Origin of the sequence: Streptomyces sparsogenes subsp. cuspidosporus, from assembly GCF_039532705.1 — a bacterium.
Taxonomy (GTDB): Bacteria; Actinomycetota; Actinomycetes; order Streptomycetales; family Streptomycetaceae; genus Streptomyces; species Streptomyces sparsogenes.
In genome coordinates this window covers 50,391-69,704 of the sequence record NZ_BAAASD010000047.1, presented here as the reverse complement: position 1 = coordinate 69,704, position 19,314 = coordinate 50,391, and the positions used below count along the sequence as shown (strand labels likewise).

Sequence of the window (19,314 nt, the reverse complement as noted above, 5' to 3'; positions counted from 1 at the left end):
CGGCCGGGCGCCGGCCCGGCCGGTGGCCGCCTCACCGGGGCGCGCCGCCGATCTCGCGGGCCGGCTGGCGGGGCTCGGGCCCGCCGAACGCCGCCGCGCCGTCCTGGAGCTGGTGCGGGATCAGGCCGCCGCCGTGCTCGGGCAGACCGACCCCAGGGCCGTGCGGGCCGACGCCTCGTTCAAGGAGCTGGGCTTCGACTCGATGACGGCGGTCGAGCTGCGCGACCGGCTGGTGGCGGCCAGCGGGCTGCGGCTGCCCGCCGCCGTCATCTTCCGGCACCCGACGCCGGAGGCGCTGGCCCGCCGCATCGAGCAGCAGCTCACCCCCGACGCCCCCGGGGAGGCCGGCGGGACCGCCGCCACGAAGAACACCACCGCCGCGAAGAACACCACCGCCCCGAAGAAGACCACCGACAACGGCACGACGGCCGGCGCCGCGGGGAAGCTGGCGTCCGCCACGGCCGACGAGATCCTCGACTTCATCGACAACGAGCTCGGCGTGCTCTCCGACGTGAGTCCGCGCCCCAACGCTGAAGGCAGGTGACGACATGGTCAGCGAAGAGAAACTGGTCGAGTACCTGCGCCGGGTCACCACCGAGTTGCACGACGCCAGGACCCGTCTGCAGGAGCTCGGGGAGGGGCGTCAGGAGCCGGTGGCGGTGGTGGGCATGGCCTGCCGTTTCCCCGGCGGGGTGCGCTCCCCGGAGGACCTGCGGCGCTTCGTCCTGTCGGGCGGCGACGCGATCGGCGACTTCCCCACCGACCGCGGCTGGGCCCTGGACGGCCTCTTCCATCCGGATCCGGGCCACTTCGGCACCAGCTATGTGAGCCAGGGCGGCTTCCTCTACGACGTCGACCGGTTCGACGCGGGGTTCTTCGGGATCAGCCCGCGCGAGGCACTGGCGACGGACCCGCAGCAGCGGCTGCTCCTCGAGCTGTCGTGGGAGGTGCTGGAGCGCGCCGGGATCGTGCCCGACACCCTGCGCGCCAGCCGGACCGGCGTGTATGTGGGGGTCTCCAGCGAGGACTACATCTCCGGCCTGCCGCGGATTCCGGAGGGGTTCGAGGGCTACGCCACCACGGGCAGCCTCACCAGCGTGATCTCCGGCCGGGTCGCGTACACCTTCGGCTTCGAGGGGCCGGCGGTCACCGTGGACACCGCGTGTTCGTCGTCGATGGTGGCCATCCATCTGGCGGGGCAGGCCCTGCGGCAGGGCGAGTGCTCCCTCGCGCTGGCGGGCGGCGTCACGGTGCTGTCCACGCCGCTGATGTTCACCGAGTTCTGCCGGCAGCGCGCGCTGGCGCCCGACGCCCGGTGCAAGCCGTTCGCCGCCGCCGCGGACGGCACCGGTTTCTCGGAGGGGGCCGGTGTCCTGCTGCTGGAGCGGCTGTCCGACGCGCGGCGCAACGGGCACGAGGTCCTGGCCGTCCTGCGGGGCTCGGCGGTCAACCAGGACGGCGCGAGCAACGGGCTCACCGCGCCCAACGACGTCGCCCAGGAGAACGTGATCCGGGACGCGCTGGCCCGGGCCGGCCTGGCGGGCGCGGACGTGGACATGGTGGAGGCGCACGGGACGGGCACCCGGCTGGGCGACCCCATCGAGGCGGAGGCGCTGATCGCCACCTATGGGGCGGACCGCCCGGCGGACCGCCCGCTGTGGCTCGGCTCGATCAAGTCGAACATCGGCCACACCCACGCGGCGGCCGGGGTCGCGGGCGCGATCGCCACCGTGATGGCGCTGCGCGACGGCAGACTGGCCAGGACCCTGCACATCGACGAGCCGACCCGGCACGTGGACTGGAGCGGCGGCACGGTGCGGCTGCTGACGGAACCCCGGGACTGGCCCGCGACCGGCAGGGCGCGCCGGGCGGCGGTGTCGTCGTTCGGCGTCTCCGGCACCAACGCTCATGTGATCCTCGAACAGGCCCCGGACGACGGCGACCCGCTGGACGGGCGGCGGCCCCCGGTGGAGCGCGGCACGGCCGAAGGCGGCGCCCGCCCCGGCGTGGTGCCCTGGCCCGTGTCGGGGCGCGGCGAGAAGGCGCTGCGGGACCAGGCCGCGCGGCTCGGCGCCTTCCTGGCGGCGGAGGGGGCGGCGAGTAGCGCCGCCGAGGTGGGCTGGTCGCTGGCGACGCGCCGCTCGGCGTTCGAGCACCGGGCCGTCGTGGTGGGCCGGGACCGGGCGGAGCTCCTGGCCGCGCTCGAAGGGCTGGCGGCCGACGAGCCGGGCCCGGCGGTGGTGCGCGGCGTGGCGGCCGACGTGGGCGCGGGCCCGGTGATGGTCTTCCCCGGGCAGGGCTCGCAGTGGCTGGGCATGGGCGTGGAACTGCTGGACTCCTCCCCCGTGTTCGCGGACCGCGTCGCCGCGTGCGAGCGGGCCCTGGCCGCGCATGTGGACTGGTCGCTGACCGATGTGCTGCGCGGCGCGGACGGCGTCGCCGACATCGGGCGGGTCGATGTGCTGCAACCGGTGCTGTGGGCGGTCATGGTGTCGCTGGCCGCGGTCTGGGAGGCGCACGGGGTGCGGCCGGCCGCCGTGGTGGGCCACTCGCAGGGGGAGATCGCGGCGGCCTGTGTCGCGGGCGCCATGACGCTGGAGGACGGTGCCCGTGTGGTGGCCCTGCGGGCGCGGGCGCTGCGGGCGCTGTCCGGGCACGGTGCCATGGCCTCGCTGGGCTGCGGCGTGGAGCGGGCCGGGCGGCTGGCCGCCGGGCAGGCGGCGGATGTGACGGTGGCGGCGGTGAACGGCCCCTCGTCCACGGTGGTGTCCGGGCCTCCCGAGCAGGTCGCGAAGGTGGTGGCCACCGCCCGGGCCGAGGGGCTGCGGGCCCGTACGATCGACGTGGACTACGCCTCGCACGGCCCGCAGGTGGACCGCATCGCCGGCGAGCTGGCGGAGGTGCTCGCCGGGGTGTCCGGCGTCACCTCGGACGTCGCCTTCTACTCGACGGTGACCGGCGGCCGCATGGACGCGGCCGGTCTGGACAGCGGCTACTGGTTCACCAACCTGCGGCAGCCGGTGCGTTTCGACGAGGCGGTCCGGGCCCTGCTCGCCGACGAGTACCGGGTGTTCATCGAGGTCAGCGCGCACCCCGTGCTGCTGCTCGGACTGCAGGAGTGCTTCGGGGCGGCCGGTGTCCCGGCCGTGGGGATCGGCACGCTCCGCCGGGACGAGGGCGGCCCCGAGCGGCTGTGCCGGGCGCTGGCCGAGGCGCATGTCGCTGGCGTGGCGGTCGACTGGGCGAGCTGTTACCCCGACGCGCCGGCGGCGGTGCCGCTGCCGGTATACGCCTTCCAGCGGGAGCGGTACTGGCTGCCGGCGAGCGGCGGTTCCGCTCCGGGCGATGTCGCGGGGGCCGGGCTCACCCCGGTCGGGCACGCGCTGCTGCCGGTTGCGGTGCGCCTGCCCGACGGGAGCCTGGTGCTCACCGGGCGGTTGCCGGAGGCGGCGCGGGGCGGCTGGCTGGCCGAGCATGTGGTGGCGGATCTGTCCCTGCTGCCCGGCGCGGTGCTGGTGGAGTGGGTGCTGCGGGCCGCGGACGAGGCCGGCTGCGGCGGCGTCGAGGAGTTGACGTTCCAGGTCCCGGTGGTGCTTCCGGCGTCGGGCGGGCTGGTGGTCCAGGTGATCGTGGATCCTGCCGGGGGCGACGGACGCCGTGCGGTGCGGGTCCACTCCCGGCCCGAGGAGGGCTCCGGCGCGCCGGACGGCTGGGTCCGCCATGTCGAGGGCACGCTGCTGCCCGGCGCGGCCGAGCCGGTCCCGCCGCCGGGCCTGGGCGGGGCGTGGCCGCCGCCGGGAGCGCGGCCCGTGGCGACCGAGGGCTTCTACGAGCGGGCCGCGGCGGCGGGTTACGGCTACGGGCCGGCTTTCCGCGGCCTGCGGAACGTATGGCACGAGGGCGAGGACACGCTGGCGGAGGTGGTGCTGCCCGAGGAGGCGGCACAGCGGGCCGATGGCTTCGGCATCCATCCCGCCCTGCTCGACGCGGCGATGCAGCCGGTGCTGGCGGCCGGTGGGCTCGCCGGCGCGCCGGGCGACCCGGCGCACGGGTCGGTGCTCCTCCCGTTCGCCTGGAGCGGGGTGCGGCTGTGGGCCGGGGGTGCCACCCGGCTCAGGGTGCGGCTGTCGCCGCGGCCCGGCGGGCTGCGGGTGCTGCTGGCCGACGCCACGGGTGCCCCGGTGCTGACCGCGGAGGCGGTCGCGCTCCGCGAGACCGACGGCCGGCGGTTGCGCGCCTCGAGCCGGGCGCGGGGGTCGCACGGGCTGTTCGCCGTCGAGTGGACGCCGCTGCCCGCCCCGGCGGGCGGGGCGGTGGCCGGGCCGGTGCCGGGGCGGGTGGCGGTGCTGGGCGACGGCGCCCCGGGCCTGGCCGGCGCCGACCGCTACCCCGATCTCGACGCGCTGTTGCGCGCCGTGGAGGACGGTGCCCCCGCCCCCGAGATCGTCGTCGCCCCGGTGCGGACCGGCTCGGACCCGGCGGGGGCGGACTCGGGCCTGGCCGCCGCGCGCCGGACGCTGGCGCTTGCTCAGAAGTGGCTGGGCGGGGCCGGCCTCGAGGGTGCGCGGCTGGCCGTGGTCACCCGGTCGGCGGTGCGGGCCGAGGACGCCGGCGGAGAGCCGGTGGACCCCGCCGCCGCGGCGGTGTGGGGGCTGGTGCGCAGCGCGCAGACGGAACACCCGGGGCGTTTCCTCCTCGTCGACACCCCTCCCGAAACCGGCACCGCCGAAACCGGCACCGCCGAGCCCGGCGCCGCCCTGGTGACGGCGTTGCGGGAGGCGGTCCGCGCGGACGAGCCGCAGCTGGCGCTGCGGGGCGGGCGCGCGCTGGTGCCCCGGATGGCCCGGGCGGAGAGCGAGCGGGAGCTGACGGCGCCGCCGGGCGAGCGGGCCTGGCGTCTGGTGGCCGGCGGGGCCGGCCCCGACGACCTCACGGCGGTCCCCAGCCCTCGGGCGTCCGCTCCCCTGGAGCCCGGCCAGGTGCGGATCGCGGTGCGCGCCGCGGGTCTCAACTTCCGCGATGTGCTGATCGCCCTGGACATGTACCCGGACCCCGCGGCGTCGATCGGCAGCGAGGGCGCGGGCGTCGTCCTGGAGGTGTCCGAGGGGGTGACCGGCGTCGCCGTCGGCGACCGGGTGATGGGCCTGTTCGAGGACGCGTTCGGCCCGGTGGCGGTGGCGGACGCCCGGATGGTCGCCCCCGTGCCGGACGGCTGGAGCCTGCGGGAGGCCGCCGCGGCCCCGGTGGCCTTCCTGACCGCGTGGTACGGCCTGGTGGAGCTGGGCGGGCTGCGCCCCGGCGAGACCGTCCTGGTCCACGGCGCGACCGGCGGCGTGGGCATGGCCGCCGTCCAGGTCGCCCGGCACCTGGGCGCCGAGGTGTTCGCGACGGCGAGCCCGGCGAAGCACCCGGTGCTCGAGGGCATGGGTGTCGGCGCCGGCCACCGGGCGTCCTCGCGGGACCTGGACTTCGAGGAGCGGTTCCGGTCGGCGACCGGCGGGCGCGGCGTCGATGTGGTCCTCAACAGCCTGGCCGGAGAGTTCACCGATGCCTCGCTGAGGCTGCTCGCGACCGGCGGGCGGCTGGTCGAGATGGGCAAGACGGACCTGCGCGACCCGGATGCGGTCGCGCGGGAGCACGGCGTGGCGTACCGGGCGTTCGACCTGATCGCGGATGCCGGCCCGGAGCGCATCGGGCGGCTGCTGGCCGCCCTGGGCGAGCTGTTCGCGGTCGGCGCCTTCACCCCCCTGCCCGTCACCGCGTGGCGGCTCGGCCGGGCCGGGCAGGCGCTGCGGCAGCTCAGCCGGGCCCGGCACACCGGGAAGCTGGTGCTGGACGTCCCGCCGGCGCCGGATCCGGAGGGCACGGTACTGATCACGGGCGGCACCGGGACCCTCGGCGGCCTGATCGCCGAACACCTGGTGCGCTCGCGCGGGGTACGGCACCTGCTGCTGCTCAGCCGCCGCGGCCCGGATGCCCCGGGCGCCGGGGAGCTGACGGACCGGCTCGGCGCGCTCGGCGCGCGGGTGCGGGTGGCCGCGGTGGACGTCGGGGACGAGGCAGCGCTCGGCGAGGCGATCGCGGGTCTTGACCCGGCGCATCCGCTCACCGGCGTCGTCCACGCGGCGGGCGTCGTGGCCGACGCGATGCTGCCCTCGCAGGACGGGGAGCGCCTGGCGGAGGTCTGGTCGGCCAAGGCCGCGGCGGCGGCCCATCTGCACCGCGCCACCGCCGGGCTGCCGCTGGGCATGTTCGTGCTGTTCTCGTCGTTCGCGTCCACTCTCGGCACCCCGGGGCAGGCCAACTACGCGGCCGCCAACGCGTTCTGCGACGGCCTGGTCGAGCGGCGGCACGCCGAGGGCCTGCCGGGCGTGTCGGTGGGCTGGGGCCTGTGGTCGGCCGCGAGCGGGCTCACCGGCGGGTTGACCGAGGCGGACGTGGCGCGGATCGCCCGGCAGGGCATCGTGCCGACCACCACCGAACAGGGGCGGGACCTGTTCGACGCGGCGCTGGAGGGCGAGCGGCCCGCGCTGCTCGCGCTCAACCTGGACGCCCGGGCGCTGGCGGCGCAGCCCGTAGCGGCCCTGCCCGCGCTGCTGCGCGCCCTGGCGGCGGGCGCCCGCTCCGGCGCGGGGGCGGCGCGGCCGACGGCGGCGGCGGCCGAGGAGCCCGGGGACTGGGCGACCCGGCTGGGCCGTCTCGCCCCGGCCGAACAGCGGCGGCTGCTGACCGACCTGGTCCGCGGGCACGTCGCCACCGTGCTCGGGCACGCCGACCCGGCCGCCGTGCCGGCCGACGCGGCGTTCAAGGAACTCGGCTTCGACTCGCTGACCGCCGTCGAGCTGCGCAACCGCGTCACCGCGGCCACCGGGCTGCGGCTGCCCGCCACGGTCGTCTTCGACCACCCGGAGCCCGGGGCGCTGGCCGAACACCTGCGCACCCAGCTGGCCCCCGAGGAGCGGGAGCAGGCGGCGGCCGACGTCTACGCGCCCGTGCTGAGCCGGCTGACGGGCCTGGAGGAGACGCTGGCGGCGCTCACCGCGCCCGGCGGGAACGGCTCCGCGGGGGCCGGCCCCGGTCAGGTGACGGCACGTCTGGAGGCCCTGCTGGCCGCCTGGAAGGCGGCCCACGCCACGGGCCCGCACGGCGGCAGCGCGGCCGAGCGGCTCGAGGCCGCGACGACCGACCAGGTCCTCGACTTCATCGACAAGGAACTCGGAGTGCAATGAGCCCGGTCTGCCAGGAACGCCGAGGAATCCCGACCGAGCGGGAAGAGGGGCCGCGCCGTGACCACTGAGACGAACGAAGAGCGGCTGGTCGATTACCTCAAGCGGGTCGCCGCCGATCTGCACGACACCCGGGCGCGGCTGCGCGAGGTGGAGGAGGGGCAGCGGGAGCCGGTGGCCATCGTGGCGATGGCCTGCCGGTACCCGGGCGGCATCGCCTCCCCCGAGGATCTGTGGGACCTCGTCGCCGCGCGCCGGCACGCGATGACCGCGTTCCCGGACAACCGCGGCTGGGACCTGGAGCGGCTGTTCCACCCGGACCCCGACCACCCGGGCACCACGTATGCCCGCGAGGGCGGGTTCCTGCACGAGGCGGACCGGTTCGACCCGGAGTTCTTCGGCATCAGCCCCCGGGAGGCGGCGGCCGTCGATCCGCAGCAGCGGCTGCTGCTGGAAGTGGCGTGGGAGGCGCTGGAGCGGGCGGGCATCGCCCCCGGGTCGCTGAAGGGCGCGCCCGTGGGCGTGTACGCGGGCACCGCCCTGCCGGGATTCGGCACTCCGCACATCGACCGGGCCGCGGAGGGCTATCTGGTCACCGGCAACGCGCCCAGCGTGCTGTCCGGCCGGGTGGCGTACACCCTGGGTCTCGAGGGGCCCGCGGTCACGGTGGACACGGCGTGCTCGTCGTCGCTGGTGGCGATGCACCTGGCGGCGCAGGCGCTGCGGCAGGGCGAGTGCGATCTGGCGCTGGCGGGCGGCGTGACGGTCATGACGACGCCGTACGTGTTCACGGAGTTCGCGCGGCAGCGGGGCCTGGCGGCCGACAGCCGGTGCAAGGCCTTCTCCGAGGGGGCCGACGGCACGGCGTTCGCGGAGGGGGTGGGGCTGCTGGTGCTGGAGCGGCTGTCGGACGCCCGGCGCAACGGACACCGGGTGCTGGCCGTGGTGCGCGGCTCGGCGGTCAACCAGGACGGCGCGAGCAACGGGCTCACCGCGCCCAACGGCCTGGCGCAGCAGCGCGTCATCCGGCAGGCGCTGGCCAACGCCCGGCTGTCCCCGGCGGATGTGGACGCGGTCGAGGCGCATGGCACCGGCACCACGCTGGGCGACCCCATCGAGGCCCAGGCGCTCCTGGCGACCTACGGTCAGGAGCGGCCCGGGGACCGGCCTTTGTGGCTGGGCGCGATCAAGCCGAACCTCGGGCACACGCAGGGCGCGGCGGGCGTGGCCGGTGTCATCAAGATGGTGATGGCGCTGCGGCACGCCTCGCTGCCCGCCCTGCTGCACGCCGACCGGCCCACGCCCGTGGTGGACTGGGACGGCGGCGCGGTGCGGCTGCTGGCCGAGCCGGTCGCGTGGCCGGCCGGGGACAGGCGGCGCCGGGCCGGTGTCTCGTCGTTCGGGATCAGCGGCACCAACGCGCATCTGATCCTCGAGGAGGCGCCGCCACCGCCGGCCCCGTCGCAGGCGGAGGCGCCCGGGAGCGCGCCGTCGCGCCCGGAGGGCGCCGCCGTGCCGTGGCTGGTCTCCGCGCGCGGCGCGGCGTCGCTGCGGGCCCAGGCCGCGGCGCTCGCCGGGCATGTGGCCGCGCACCCGGGCGTCCCGGTCCGCGACATCGGCTGGTCGCTGGCCGTCACCCGGTCGCCGCTGGACCACCGGGCGGTCGTGCTGGGCGCGGACGGCGAGGAGTTGTGCGCCCGGCTGGCCGATCTCGCCGAGGACCGTACGCATCCTGGCCTGATACGGGCGTCCGCCCCGGCGCGGCTCGGTGGCTGCGCCTTCCTCTTCACCGGGCAGGGCAGCCAGCGCCCCGGCATGGGCGAGGGGCTGTACCGGGCGTATCCGGTGTTCGCCGCCGCGTTCGACGAGGCCTGTGCGGCGCTGGACCCGCTGCTGGGGCGGTCGCTGCGGGAGCTGGTGTTCGCGCCCGCCGTCGGGGACGGGGACGGGGCCGGGCCGCTGGACGCGACGGAGGTGACCCAGGCCGCGCTGTTCGCGGTCGAGGTCGCCCTGTACCGGCTGGTCGAGTCGTTCGGTGTGGTGCCCGGCTATCTGGCGGGGCACTCGGTCGGCGAGCTGGTCGCCGCGCATGTCGCCGGGGTGCTGTCGCTGCCGGACGCGGCGCGGCTGGTGGCCGCCCGGGGGCGGCTGATGCAGGCGCTGCCCGCGGGCGGCGCGATGGTCGCGCTGGAGGCCGCCGAGGAGGAGGTGGCGCCGCTCCTGGCCGACATCGCCGACCGGGTGGCGCTGGCGGCCGTCAACGCGCCGGCCTCGGTGGTGGTCTCGGGCGACGAGGACGCGGTGGAGGAGATCGCCCGTACGCTCCGGGAGCGCGGGCGCCGGACCAGGCGGCTGCGGGTCGGCCATGCCTTCCACTCGCCGCGGATCGATCCGATGCTGGAGGAGTTCCGGCGGGTCGCCGCGTCGCTCGGCTACGCCCCGCCGCGGATGGCCGTCGTCTCGAACGTCACCGGCGCGCTCGCCACGGCGGAGCAGCTGTGCGACCCCGACTACTGGGTGCGGCACGCCCGGCAGCCGGTGCGGTTCCGCGACGGCGTCGCCGCGCTGCGCGCGGAGGGCGTCACCCGTTTTCTGGAGCTGGGCCCGGACGCCGTGCTCACCACCATGGCGCGCGACTGCCTGGCCGAGGAGGGCCCGGCCCAGGGTCCGGGTGGCTCCGGCCCGGGCGCTCCGGTGCTGGCCGCCGTGGTGCGGGCCGGCCGCGACGAGTCCCGTACGCTGCTGACCGCGCTCGCCCGGCTCCATGTGGACGGGGAACCCGTCGACTTCTCCGCCGCCTTCCCGCCCGGCGCCCGGGCCACCGACCTGCCCACCTACCGCTTCGACCGCCGCCGGTACTGGCGGGACGCCCCACGGGCGGAGGCGGATGTGCGGGCCGCCGGGCTCGAGCGGAGCGACCACCCGCTGCTGCGCGCCGCGCTCGAACCGGCGGACGGCGGGCTGCTGCTGACCGGCCGGCTGTCGCGGCGCGGCCAGCCGTGGCTGGCCGACCACGCCCTCGTGGACGCGGTGCCGCTGCCCGGCACGCTCTTCGTCGAGCTGGCCCTCCAGGCGGGTGGGCGGACGGGCTGCGACGGGATCGAGGACCTCACCCTGGAGGCGCCGCTGCTGCTGCCTCCGGTGGGGGCGGTGGATCTCCAGGTCGCCGTCTCGGCCGCCGACCCGGCCGGCCGACGGGCCGTCACCGTCCATTCGCGCCCGTCCGGCGGCGCCCCCGACGGGGTGGAGGGGCCGGGCGGCCCGTGGCGGCGGCATGCCACGGCCACCCTGACCGGCACGCCGGGCAACCCCGGGCCCACGGCCCCACCGGCCCCGTGGCCGCCCGCCGGGGCGGAGCCCGTCGATGTCGCCGGGCTGTACGAGCGGCTGGCCGCCGAGGGCTACCGGTACGGACCGGCGTTCACGGGGCTGCGCGCCGCGTGGCGGCTCGGCGAGGAGATGTTCGCGGAGGTGGGCCTGGCCCCCGGACAGCGGGGGGACGGCGGTGCGTACGCCATCCACCCCGCGCTCCTGGACGCCGCCCTGCACCCGATCGGCGAGCTGTTCACCGGCGAGGACCAGGCGGGCGGCGCGCCGGGCACGGTCCGGCTGCCGTTCTCCTTCGGCGGCGTACGGCTGCTCGCGCGCGGCGCGTCCCGGCTGCGGGTCCGTATCACGCCGACCGGGCCGGACAGCGTGACCATGCGGCTGTCCGACGACGTCGGCGCGGAGGTCGCCGTCATCGACTCCCTCGCGCTGCGCACCGTCTCCGCACAGCGGTGGTGGTCCGGGGCGGGCCCGGCCGACAGGTCGCTGTACCGGCTGGACTGGGAGCCTTTCGCCCTGCCCGCCGCCGACGCGCCGGCGGCGCCGGACCGCTGGGCGGTCTGCGACGCCGGCGGCGCGGACACCGCCACGGCCTCGCTGCCCGTGGAGCGCGTCGCGCGCCACCCGGACCTGGCCGCGCTGCGCGCCTCGGTCGCCGCCGGGGCCCCCGCGCCCGACCTGGTCGTCCTGGGCCGCCTCGACGGCCATGACGACGACGGCACCCGCGACGACGGCACCCGCGACGACGACCCGCCCGCCCGCGTACGCGCCGCCACCCACCGCGTCCTCGCCCGGCTGCGGGAGTGGCTGGCGGAGGACGCCCTCGCCGCCGGCCGTCTGGTGGTCCTCACCACCGGAGCCGTCACCGCCGGCGCGGACGACGCGCCGGCCGACCTGGCGGGCGCCGCGGTCCTCGGCCTGCTGCGGGCCGCCCAGGCCGAACACCCGGGCCGGATCGTGCTGGTGGACACGGACGACACCCCGGCGTCCCGGGACGCGCTGGCGCCGGCGGTCACGGCCGCCGCGGCCGCCGGGGAGTGGCAGCTGGCGCTCCGCGACGGGCGGGTGCTGGTGCCCCGGCTGGTCCCGGCGCTCCCCGGCCCGGACGCGGCGCCGGCGGTGCTCGACCCGGAGGGAACCGTGCTGGTGACCGGCGGGACCGGCTCGCTCGGCCGGCTGCTCGCCCGGCACCTCGCCGAGGCCCATGGCGCCCGGCATCTGCTCCTGGTCAGCAGGCGCGGGCCGGCCGCCGAGGGCATCGACGCGTTCGCGGCCGGACTGGCGGCCGACGTACGCGTCGAGAGCTGCGACACCTCCGATCCCACGGCGCTGGCCGCCCTGCTCGCCACCGTCCCCGAGGAGCACCCGCTGACGGCGGTCGTCCACACCGCTGGCGTGCTCGACGACGGCGTCGTCACCTCGCTGACCCCCGAGCGGCTCGACGCCGTTCTGGCGCCGAAGGTGGACGCGGCCTGGCATCTGCACCGGCTGACCCGGGACGCGGGCCTCGCCTCCTTCGTGCTGTTCTCGTCCGCCGCGTCCGTGCTGGGCAGCGGCGGGCAGGGCAACTACGGCGCGGCGAACGCGTTCCTCAACGCCCTCGCCGAGCACATCCGCGCCGCCGGCGGCCCGGCGACCTCGCTGGCCTGGGGCCTGTGGGGGGTGGACGAGGGGATGACCGAACACCTCGCCTCCGCGGATGTGGCCCGGATGGCGCGCTCGGGCACCGCCGCGATGTCCGGGGAAGCTGGCCTGGCCCGGTTCGACGCGGCGCTCGCCACCGCGCTGCCCGTGCTGGTCCCCGCCCGGTTCGAACCGGCCGTGCTGCGCGAACAGGCCGCCGCCGGGACCCTGCCCGGGCCGCTGCGCCGCCTGGTGCGCCGGCCCGTACGGACGGCCACCCCGGCCGAGGCGTCCCCCTCCCGCTCCTGGGCCGGCCGGCTGGCCGGGCTGCCCGAGGCCGAACAGGACCGGGTGATCGGCGAGCTGATACGGGAGCGGGTCGCCGCCGTCCTGGCCCACCCCGAGCCGGACTCCCTCGAACTGGGCCGGACCTTCCAGCAGCTCGGCCTCGACTCGCTGACCGCGCTGGAGCTGCGCAACGCGATCCACGAGGCCACGGGGGTGCGCCTGCCGGCCACCGCCGTCTTCGACTACCCGACCCCCGAGACCCTGGTGCGCCATCTGCGCACCGAGCTGCTCGGCGCCGCCGCGGCCGCCGCACCGCTCCCGGCGGGGCCGGGAGCTGCGGCCCGGACCGGGGGTGCCGCCGATCCGGTCGTGATCGTGGGCATGGCCTGCCACTACCCGGGCGATGTGCACTCCCCGGACGAGCTGTGGCGGCTGGTGTCCGACGGGGTGGACGCGATCGGGCCGTTCCCCGAGGACCGCGGCTGGGACGTGGCCAGGCTGTACGACCCCGACCCCGAGCGGACGGGCAAGAGCTATGCCAGGGAGGGCGGCTTCCTGCGGGAAGCCGCCCTGTTCGACGCGGAGTTCTTCGGGATCAGCCCCCGGGAGGCGCTGGCCACCGACCCGCAGCAGCGGCTGCTGCTGGAGACGGCGTGGCAGGCGTTCGAGCACGCCCGCATCGATCCGGCGGCGCTGCGCGGCAGCCGGACGGCGGTGGTCACCGGCATCATGTACGACGACTACGGCGCGCGGTTCCTGGGCCGGATCCCGGAGGGCTACGAGGGCCAGATCATGACCGGTTCCACGCCGAGCGTGGCGTCCGGCCGGGTGGCCTACACCTTCGGTCTCGAGGGGCCGACGCTGACGGTGGACACCGCGTGTTCGTCGTCGCTGGTGGCGATGCACCTGGCGGCGCAGGCGCTGCGGCAGGGCGAGTGCGACCTGGCGCTGGCGGGCGGCGTGACGGTGATGGCCACGCCGAACACGTTCATCGAGTTCTCCCGGCAGCGCGGCCTGGCCCCGGACGGGCGGTGCAAGCCGTTCGCCGCCGCGGCCGACGGCACGGGGTGGAGCGAGGGCGCCGGGCTGCTGGTGCTGGAGCGGTTGTCGGACGCGCGCCGCAACGGGCACCGGGTGCTCGCCGTGCTGCGCGGTTCGGCGGTCAACCAGGACGGCGCGAGCAACGGCCTGACCGCGCCCAACGGCCCCTCCCAGCAGCGGGTGATCCGCCAGGCCCTGGCCACGGCCGGGGTGGACCCGGCCGGGGTCGATGTCGTCGAGGCGCACGGCACGGGCACGACGCTGGGCGACCCCATCGAGGCCCAGGCGCTCCTGGCCACCTACGGCCAGGACCGCCCCGACGACCGGCCGCTGTGGCTCGGCTCGGTCAAGTCCAACATCGGCCACACCCAGGCCGCCGCCGGCGCCGCCGGCGTCATCAAGATGGTGATGGCTCTGCGTCACGGCCGGCTGCCCGCCACGCTCCACGTCGACGAGCCCAGCCCCCACGTCGACTGGGCCCAGGGCGCGGTCAGGCTTCTCACCGAGGCCACCGACTGGCCCGAGGCGGATCGGCCGCGCCGGGCCGCCGTCTCCTCCTTCGGCATCTCCGGCACCAACGCCCACGTCATCCTGGAGCAGGCACCCGACCGGGCGGAACCGCCGGCGGAGCGGCCGCGGCCGGACGCCCTCGGCGGCGTCCTGCCGTTCGTGCTGTCCGCCCGGACCGCCGGGGCGCTGCGGGAGCAGGCCGCCAACGTGGCCGGGCGGCTCCCCTCGGCCGAGGCGGCCGAGGTGGCCGAGGTGGGCTGGTCGCTGGCGACGACGCGGTCGGTGTTCGAGCACCGGGCGGTGGTGGTGGCGGAGGACCGGGAGTCGCTGCTGGCCGGTCTGGAGAAGCTGGCCGCGGACGAACCCGATCCCGCGGTCGTCTCGGGAGAGGCGACGGTCGCCCCCGCGGGCCCGGTGTTCGTCTTCCCGGGCCAGGGGTCGCAGTGGCGGGGCATGGGCGTGGAGCTGCTGGACGGCTCGCCCGTTTTCGCGTCCCGGATCGCGGAGTGCGAGCGGGCCCTGGCGCCGTACGTGGACTGGTCGCTCACCGCCGTGCTGCGCGGCACCGACACCGCCACCGACCCGCAGCGCGTGGACGTCGTCCAGCCCACGCTGTGGGCCGTCATGGTCTCCCTGGCCGCCGTGTGGCAGCACATGGGCGTCACCCCGGCCGCCGTCGTCGGCCACTCCCAGGGCGAGATCGCCGCCGCCTGCGTGGCAGGCGCGCTCACCCTCGACGACGGTGCCAAGGTCGTGGCCCTGCGCAGCCAGGCCCTCCGTACCCTCGCCGGCCACGGCGCCATGGCCTCCCTCACCCTCGGCGCCGACGACACCGCACGGCTCCTGGAGGAGCTGGCCGAGCGGGCGGGCGATGTCACCGTGGCCGCCGCCAACGGCCCCGCCGCCACCGTGATCTCGGGCACGCCGGAGCGGATCGCCGCCGTCCTGGCGGCCGCCGGGGCGCGCGGCGCGCGGACCCGCACCATCGACGTGGACTACGCCTCCCACGGGCCCCATGTGGACCGCATCCGGGAGGACATCGTCTCCGCCCTGGACGGTCTGACGCCCACCGGCTCCGACATCGCCTTCCACTCCACGGTGACCGCCGAGCGCCTGGACACCTCGGGGCTCGACGCCGGCTACTGGTTCACCAACCTCCGCCGGCCGGTCCGCTTCGCCGACACGCTCACCGCCCTCATCGGACACGGACACCGCCACTTCATCGAGGTCAGCCCCCACCCGGTGCTCATCCCCGGCATGCAGGACGCCTTCGAGGCGGCCGGTGTCCCCGCCGCCGCCATCCCCACCCTCCGGCGCGACCAGGGCGGGCCCCACCAGCTCGCCCTCGCCGTCGCCCGCGCGTACACCACGGGACTGCCGATCGCCTGGGACTCCTGGTATCCCGCCGACGCGCGCGTCACCACCGACCTGCCCACCTACCCCTTCCAGCGCCGGCGCTACTGGCTCGGCCTGGACGGCGGACCGGGTGACCTGCGGAGCGCCGGGCTCACCTCGGTGGCCCACGCCCAGCTCGGTGCCGCGGTCGAACTGGCCGACGGCGGCCTGGTGATGACCGGCCGGCTCCCCGCCGCCGCCAGTGGCGGCTGGCTCGCCGACCATGTCGTCGCCCGGACCCCTCTGGTGCCGGGCGCGGCCCTGGTGGAGTGGGTGCTGCGGGCGGCCGACGAGACGGGCTGCGGCGGGATCGAGGAGCTCGCGCTCCAGGTGCCGATGGCGCTGCCCGCGTCCGGCGGGCTGCGGGTCCAGGTCGTGGCGGACGCCCCCGACGAGCAGGGCCGCCGTGGGGTGCGGGTGCACTCCCGGCCGGACGCGGACGGCTCGTCGCCCTGGACCTGCCACGCCACCGGACAGCTCGCCCCGAGGGCGCCGGGCGCCCCGGAGGGGGCGCCGGAGGCGGTGTGGCCGCCGCGGGACGCCGAGCCGGTGGACGTGGCGGACTTCTACGGCCGCGCCGAGGCGCTCGGTTACGGCTACGGCCCGGCCTTCCGGGGGCTGACCGCCGCCTGGCGGCAGGGCGCCGACCTGCTCGCCGAGGTCGTGCTGCCGGAGGCGGCCCACGAGGGCGCCGACGGGTTCGGCATCCACCCCGCGCTGCTCGACGCGGCGCTGCACCCGGTGGCGCTGGACGGCCGGGGGGACGACGGGCGGCTGCGGCTGCCGTTCGTCTGGAGCGGGGTGTCGCTGTGGGCCACCGGCGCCCGCGCGGCCCGGGTCCGCATGTCTCCCCTGGACGGCGGCTTCCGGCTCGTGGTGGCCGACCAGGCGGGCCAGACCGTGCTCAGCGCCGAGTCCGTGACCGTACGCCCGACGAGCGCCCGGCAGTTGCGCGAGGCGGGCGCACGGAAGGTGGACGGGCTGTTCACCGTGGCGTGGGTGCCGCTGGGGCCGCCTGCGGCGGCAGCGGGGGCGCCGGAGCGGTCCGCCGAGGGGTGGGCGTCGCTGGACGGCGGCCCGCTCCCGTTCGCCTCGCCGGAGGCCGGGCCGCCCCGTTACGCCGACCTCGACGCCCTGCTCGCCGCGCACGACGCGCGGGAGGCCGTCCCCCGGACGGTGCTCGTCGGGGTACCGGCGGCCGAGGGCGACGAACCGGCCGCCGGCGCGCTGGAGCTGGCGCGGCGGTGGCTGGCGGAACCGGTGCCGGCCGACGCCCTGCTGGTGTTCGTCACCCGGGGAGCGGTGGCGGCCGGGGAGGCCGACGAGCATCCCGACGCCCCGGGCCCCGACCCGGCGGCGGCCGGGGTGTGGGGCCTGGTGCGCAGCGCGCAGGCGGAGAACCCGGGCCGCTTCCTGCTGTGCGACATCGACGACGACGCCGGGCCCGAGGAGGTGCGGGACGCCGTCGCACGGGCGGTGGCCCTGGACGAGCCGCAGGTGGCGGTGCGCGGGGGGCTCGTGCTGACACCACGGCTCGAGCGGGCGGCGGCGCCGGAGCTGACGCCGCCTCCGGGAACGGCCGCCTGGCGGTTGGCGTGCGAGGACACCGGCACCATCGACGGCGTGTCGGTCGTGGCCTGTCCGGAGGTGCTGGAGCCGCTCGCCCCGGGTCGGGTGCGCGTCGCCGTGCGTGCCGCCGGCATCAACTTCCGGGATGTGCTGATCGCGCTCGGGATGTACCCGGACGAGGGGGTGTTCCGGGGCAGCGAGGGCGCGGGCGTGGTGCTCGACGTGGCCGAGGACGTCACCTCGGTGGCCGTCGGCGACCGTGTCCTCGGTCTGTTCGAGGGCGCCTTCGGGCCCGTGGCCGTCGCCGACGCCCGCGCCCTGGTGCCGATCCCGCCGGGCTGGACCGACCGGCAGGCGGCGGCGGTCCCGACGACGTTCCTGACCGCCTGGTACGGGCTGGTGGACCTCGCCGGGCTCAAGGCGGGCGAGTCGGTCCTCATCCACGCCGCCACCGGCGGCGTCGGCACGGCGGCCGTGCAGATCGCCCGCCACCTGGGCGCCGAGATCTACGCCACCGCCGGCCCCGGCAAGCACCAGGTGCTGGAGGCGATGGGCATCGACGAGGCCCACCGCGCCTCCTCACGCGACCTGGACTTCGAGGACACCTTCCGCGCCGCCACCGGCGGCCGCGGCGTCGACGTGGTCCTCAACAGCCTCACCGGCGAGCACACCGACGCATCCCTGCGCCTGCTGGCCGGGGGCGGCCGGTTCATCGAGATGGGCAAGACCGACAAGCGGGACGCCGGGCAGATCGCGGAGGCGTACTCCGGCGTCCGCTACCGCTTCTACGACCTGGTTCCGGACGCCGGTCTCGACCGGGTGTCGGAGATGCTGTCCACGCTGGCCGGCCTCTTCGTCCAGGGCGTCCTCACCCCGCCCCCGGTCCAGGCATGGCCACTGGCCAAGGCCCGACAGGCACTGCGCCACATGAGCCAGGCCAAACACACCGGCAAACTCGTCCTCGACATCCCCCCCGCCCTCGACCCCCACGGCACCGCCCTGATCACCGGCGGCACCGGCACCCTCGGCGCCCTCATCGCCGAACACCTCATCACCACCCACCACATCACCCACCTCCACCTCCTCAGCCGCCGCGGCCCCCACGCCCCCGGCGCCACCGACCTCAAAGCCCGCCTCACCGAACTCGGCGCCACCGTCCACATCACCGCCACCGACACCACCGACCCCCACGCCCTCCAACACACCCTCGACACCATCGACCCCCACCACCCCATCACCGCCGTCATCCACGCGGCGGGAGTCCTCGACGACGCGGTGCTGACCGCGCAGACCCCGGACCGGCTGGCGTCGGTCTGGGCGGCGAAGGCGACGGCCGCGGCCAACCTCCACCGGGCCACCCGGCACCTCCCGCCGGCCAAGTTCGTGATCTTCTCCTCCGCCGCGGGCACCCTCGGCACCCCGGGGCAGGCCAACTACGCCGCCGCCAACGCCTACTGCGACGCGCTGGCCGCCCGGCGGCAGCGGGCGGGCCTGCCGGCCACCTCCATCGCCTGGGGCCTGTGGGAGGCCGCCAGCGGCATGACCGGACATCTGGCGGGCGCCGACCTGGCGCGGATGAGCCGCACCGGTTTCACCCCGCTGTCCACGCCGATGGCACTGGCGCTGTTCGACGCCGCCCTGGGCCACGGCAGCGCCTCCGTGCTGGCGCTCGACCTGGATCCGCGTACGCTCGGCGCTCAGCCGTCCGACGCCGTGCCGGCCCTGCTTCGCGGCATCGCCGCCGCGGGCGCACCCGTGCGGCGCGCCGCGGCCGTCGCGCGGTCCACCGACTGGGCCGGCCGGCTGGCCACGCTCTCCGACGCCGAACGCCACCGCGAGTTGCTGAACCTGGTGCGCACCCACGCGGCGACGGTGCTCGGCCACAGCGACCCCGCGGCCGTACGGGCGGCCGACTCGTTCAAGGAGCTGGGGTTCGACTCGCTGACCGCCGTCGAACTGCGCAACCGGCTCTCGGCCGCGACCGGGCTGCGGCTGCCCGCCGCGCTCGTCTTCGACTACCCCGACGCGGAGACCATGGCCCGCTATCTCGATCAAAAACTGGCGCCCGAGGACCGGACCGCCACGGCGGTCGATCCGCTCGCGCCCGTCCTGGGCGACCTGGCCAGGCTGGAGTCCACCTTGAACAGCCATGACGTGGAGGGGAAGTCCCGGGAGACGATCGCGAGCCGGCTCCACGCCCTGCTGTCGCGGCTGGAGGGCCGAACGGCCGGCGCCAAGGACATCGACGGCGAGGCGCTGGAGTCGGCGTCGGACGACGAGATGTTCGCGCTCATCGATCAGCAACTCGGCTCGTCCTGACGAGGAGTGAGGGGGA

The 19,314-nt window shown here is 76.9% G+C and carries 3 protein-coding genes; all 3 read left to right on the top strand.

The window, feature by feature from the left end; all coding sequences use genetic code 11:
• On the top strand, nt 1-544 hold a 544-nt coding region (locus tag ABFY07_RS35895; protein WP_346178521.1), incomplete at its 5' end, for an acyl carrier protein.
• A gap of 4 nt (nt 545-548) precedes the next feature.
• A complete protein-coding gene (locus tag ABFY07_RS35890) occupies nt 549-7,229 on the top strand; it encodes an SDR family NAD(P)-dependent oxidoreductase (protein WP_346178520.1) in 6,681 nt (2,226 codons plus the stop codon).
• A gap of 57 nt (nt 7,230-7,286) precedes the next feature.
• Nucleotides 7,287-19,298, top strand: a complete 12,012-nt coding sequence (locus ABFY07_RS35885; RefSeq protein WP_346178519.1) for an SDR family NAD(P)-dependent oxidoreductase — start codon at nt 7,287-7,289, stop codon at nt 19,296-19,298.
• The last annotated feature ends 16 nt before the right edge of the window (nt 19,299-19,314 follow it).

Excerpts from the sequence above, each read along its gene's own strand:
- ABFY07_RS35890 (WP_346178520.1), top strand. The coding sequence starts at position 549 with ATGGTCAGCGAAGAGAAACTGGTCGAGTACCTGCGCCGGGTCACCACC.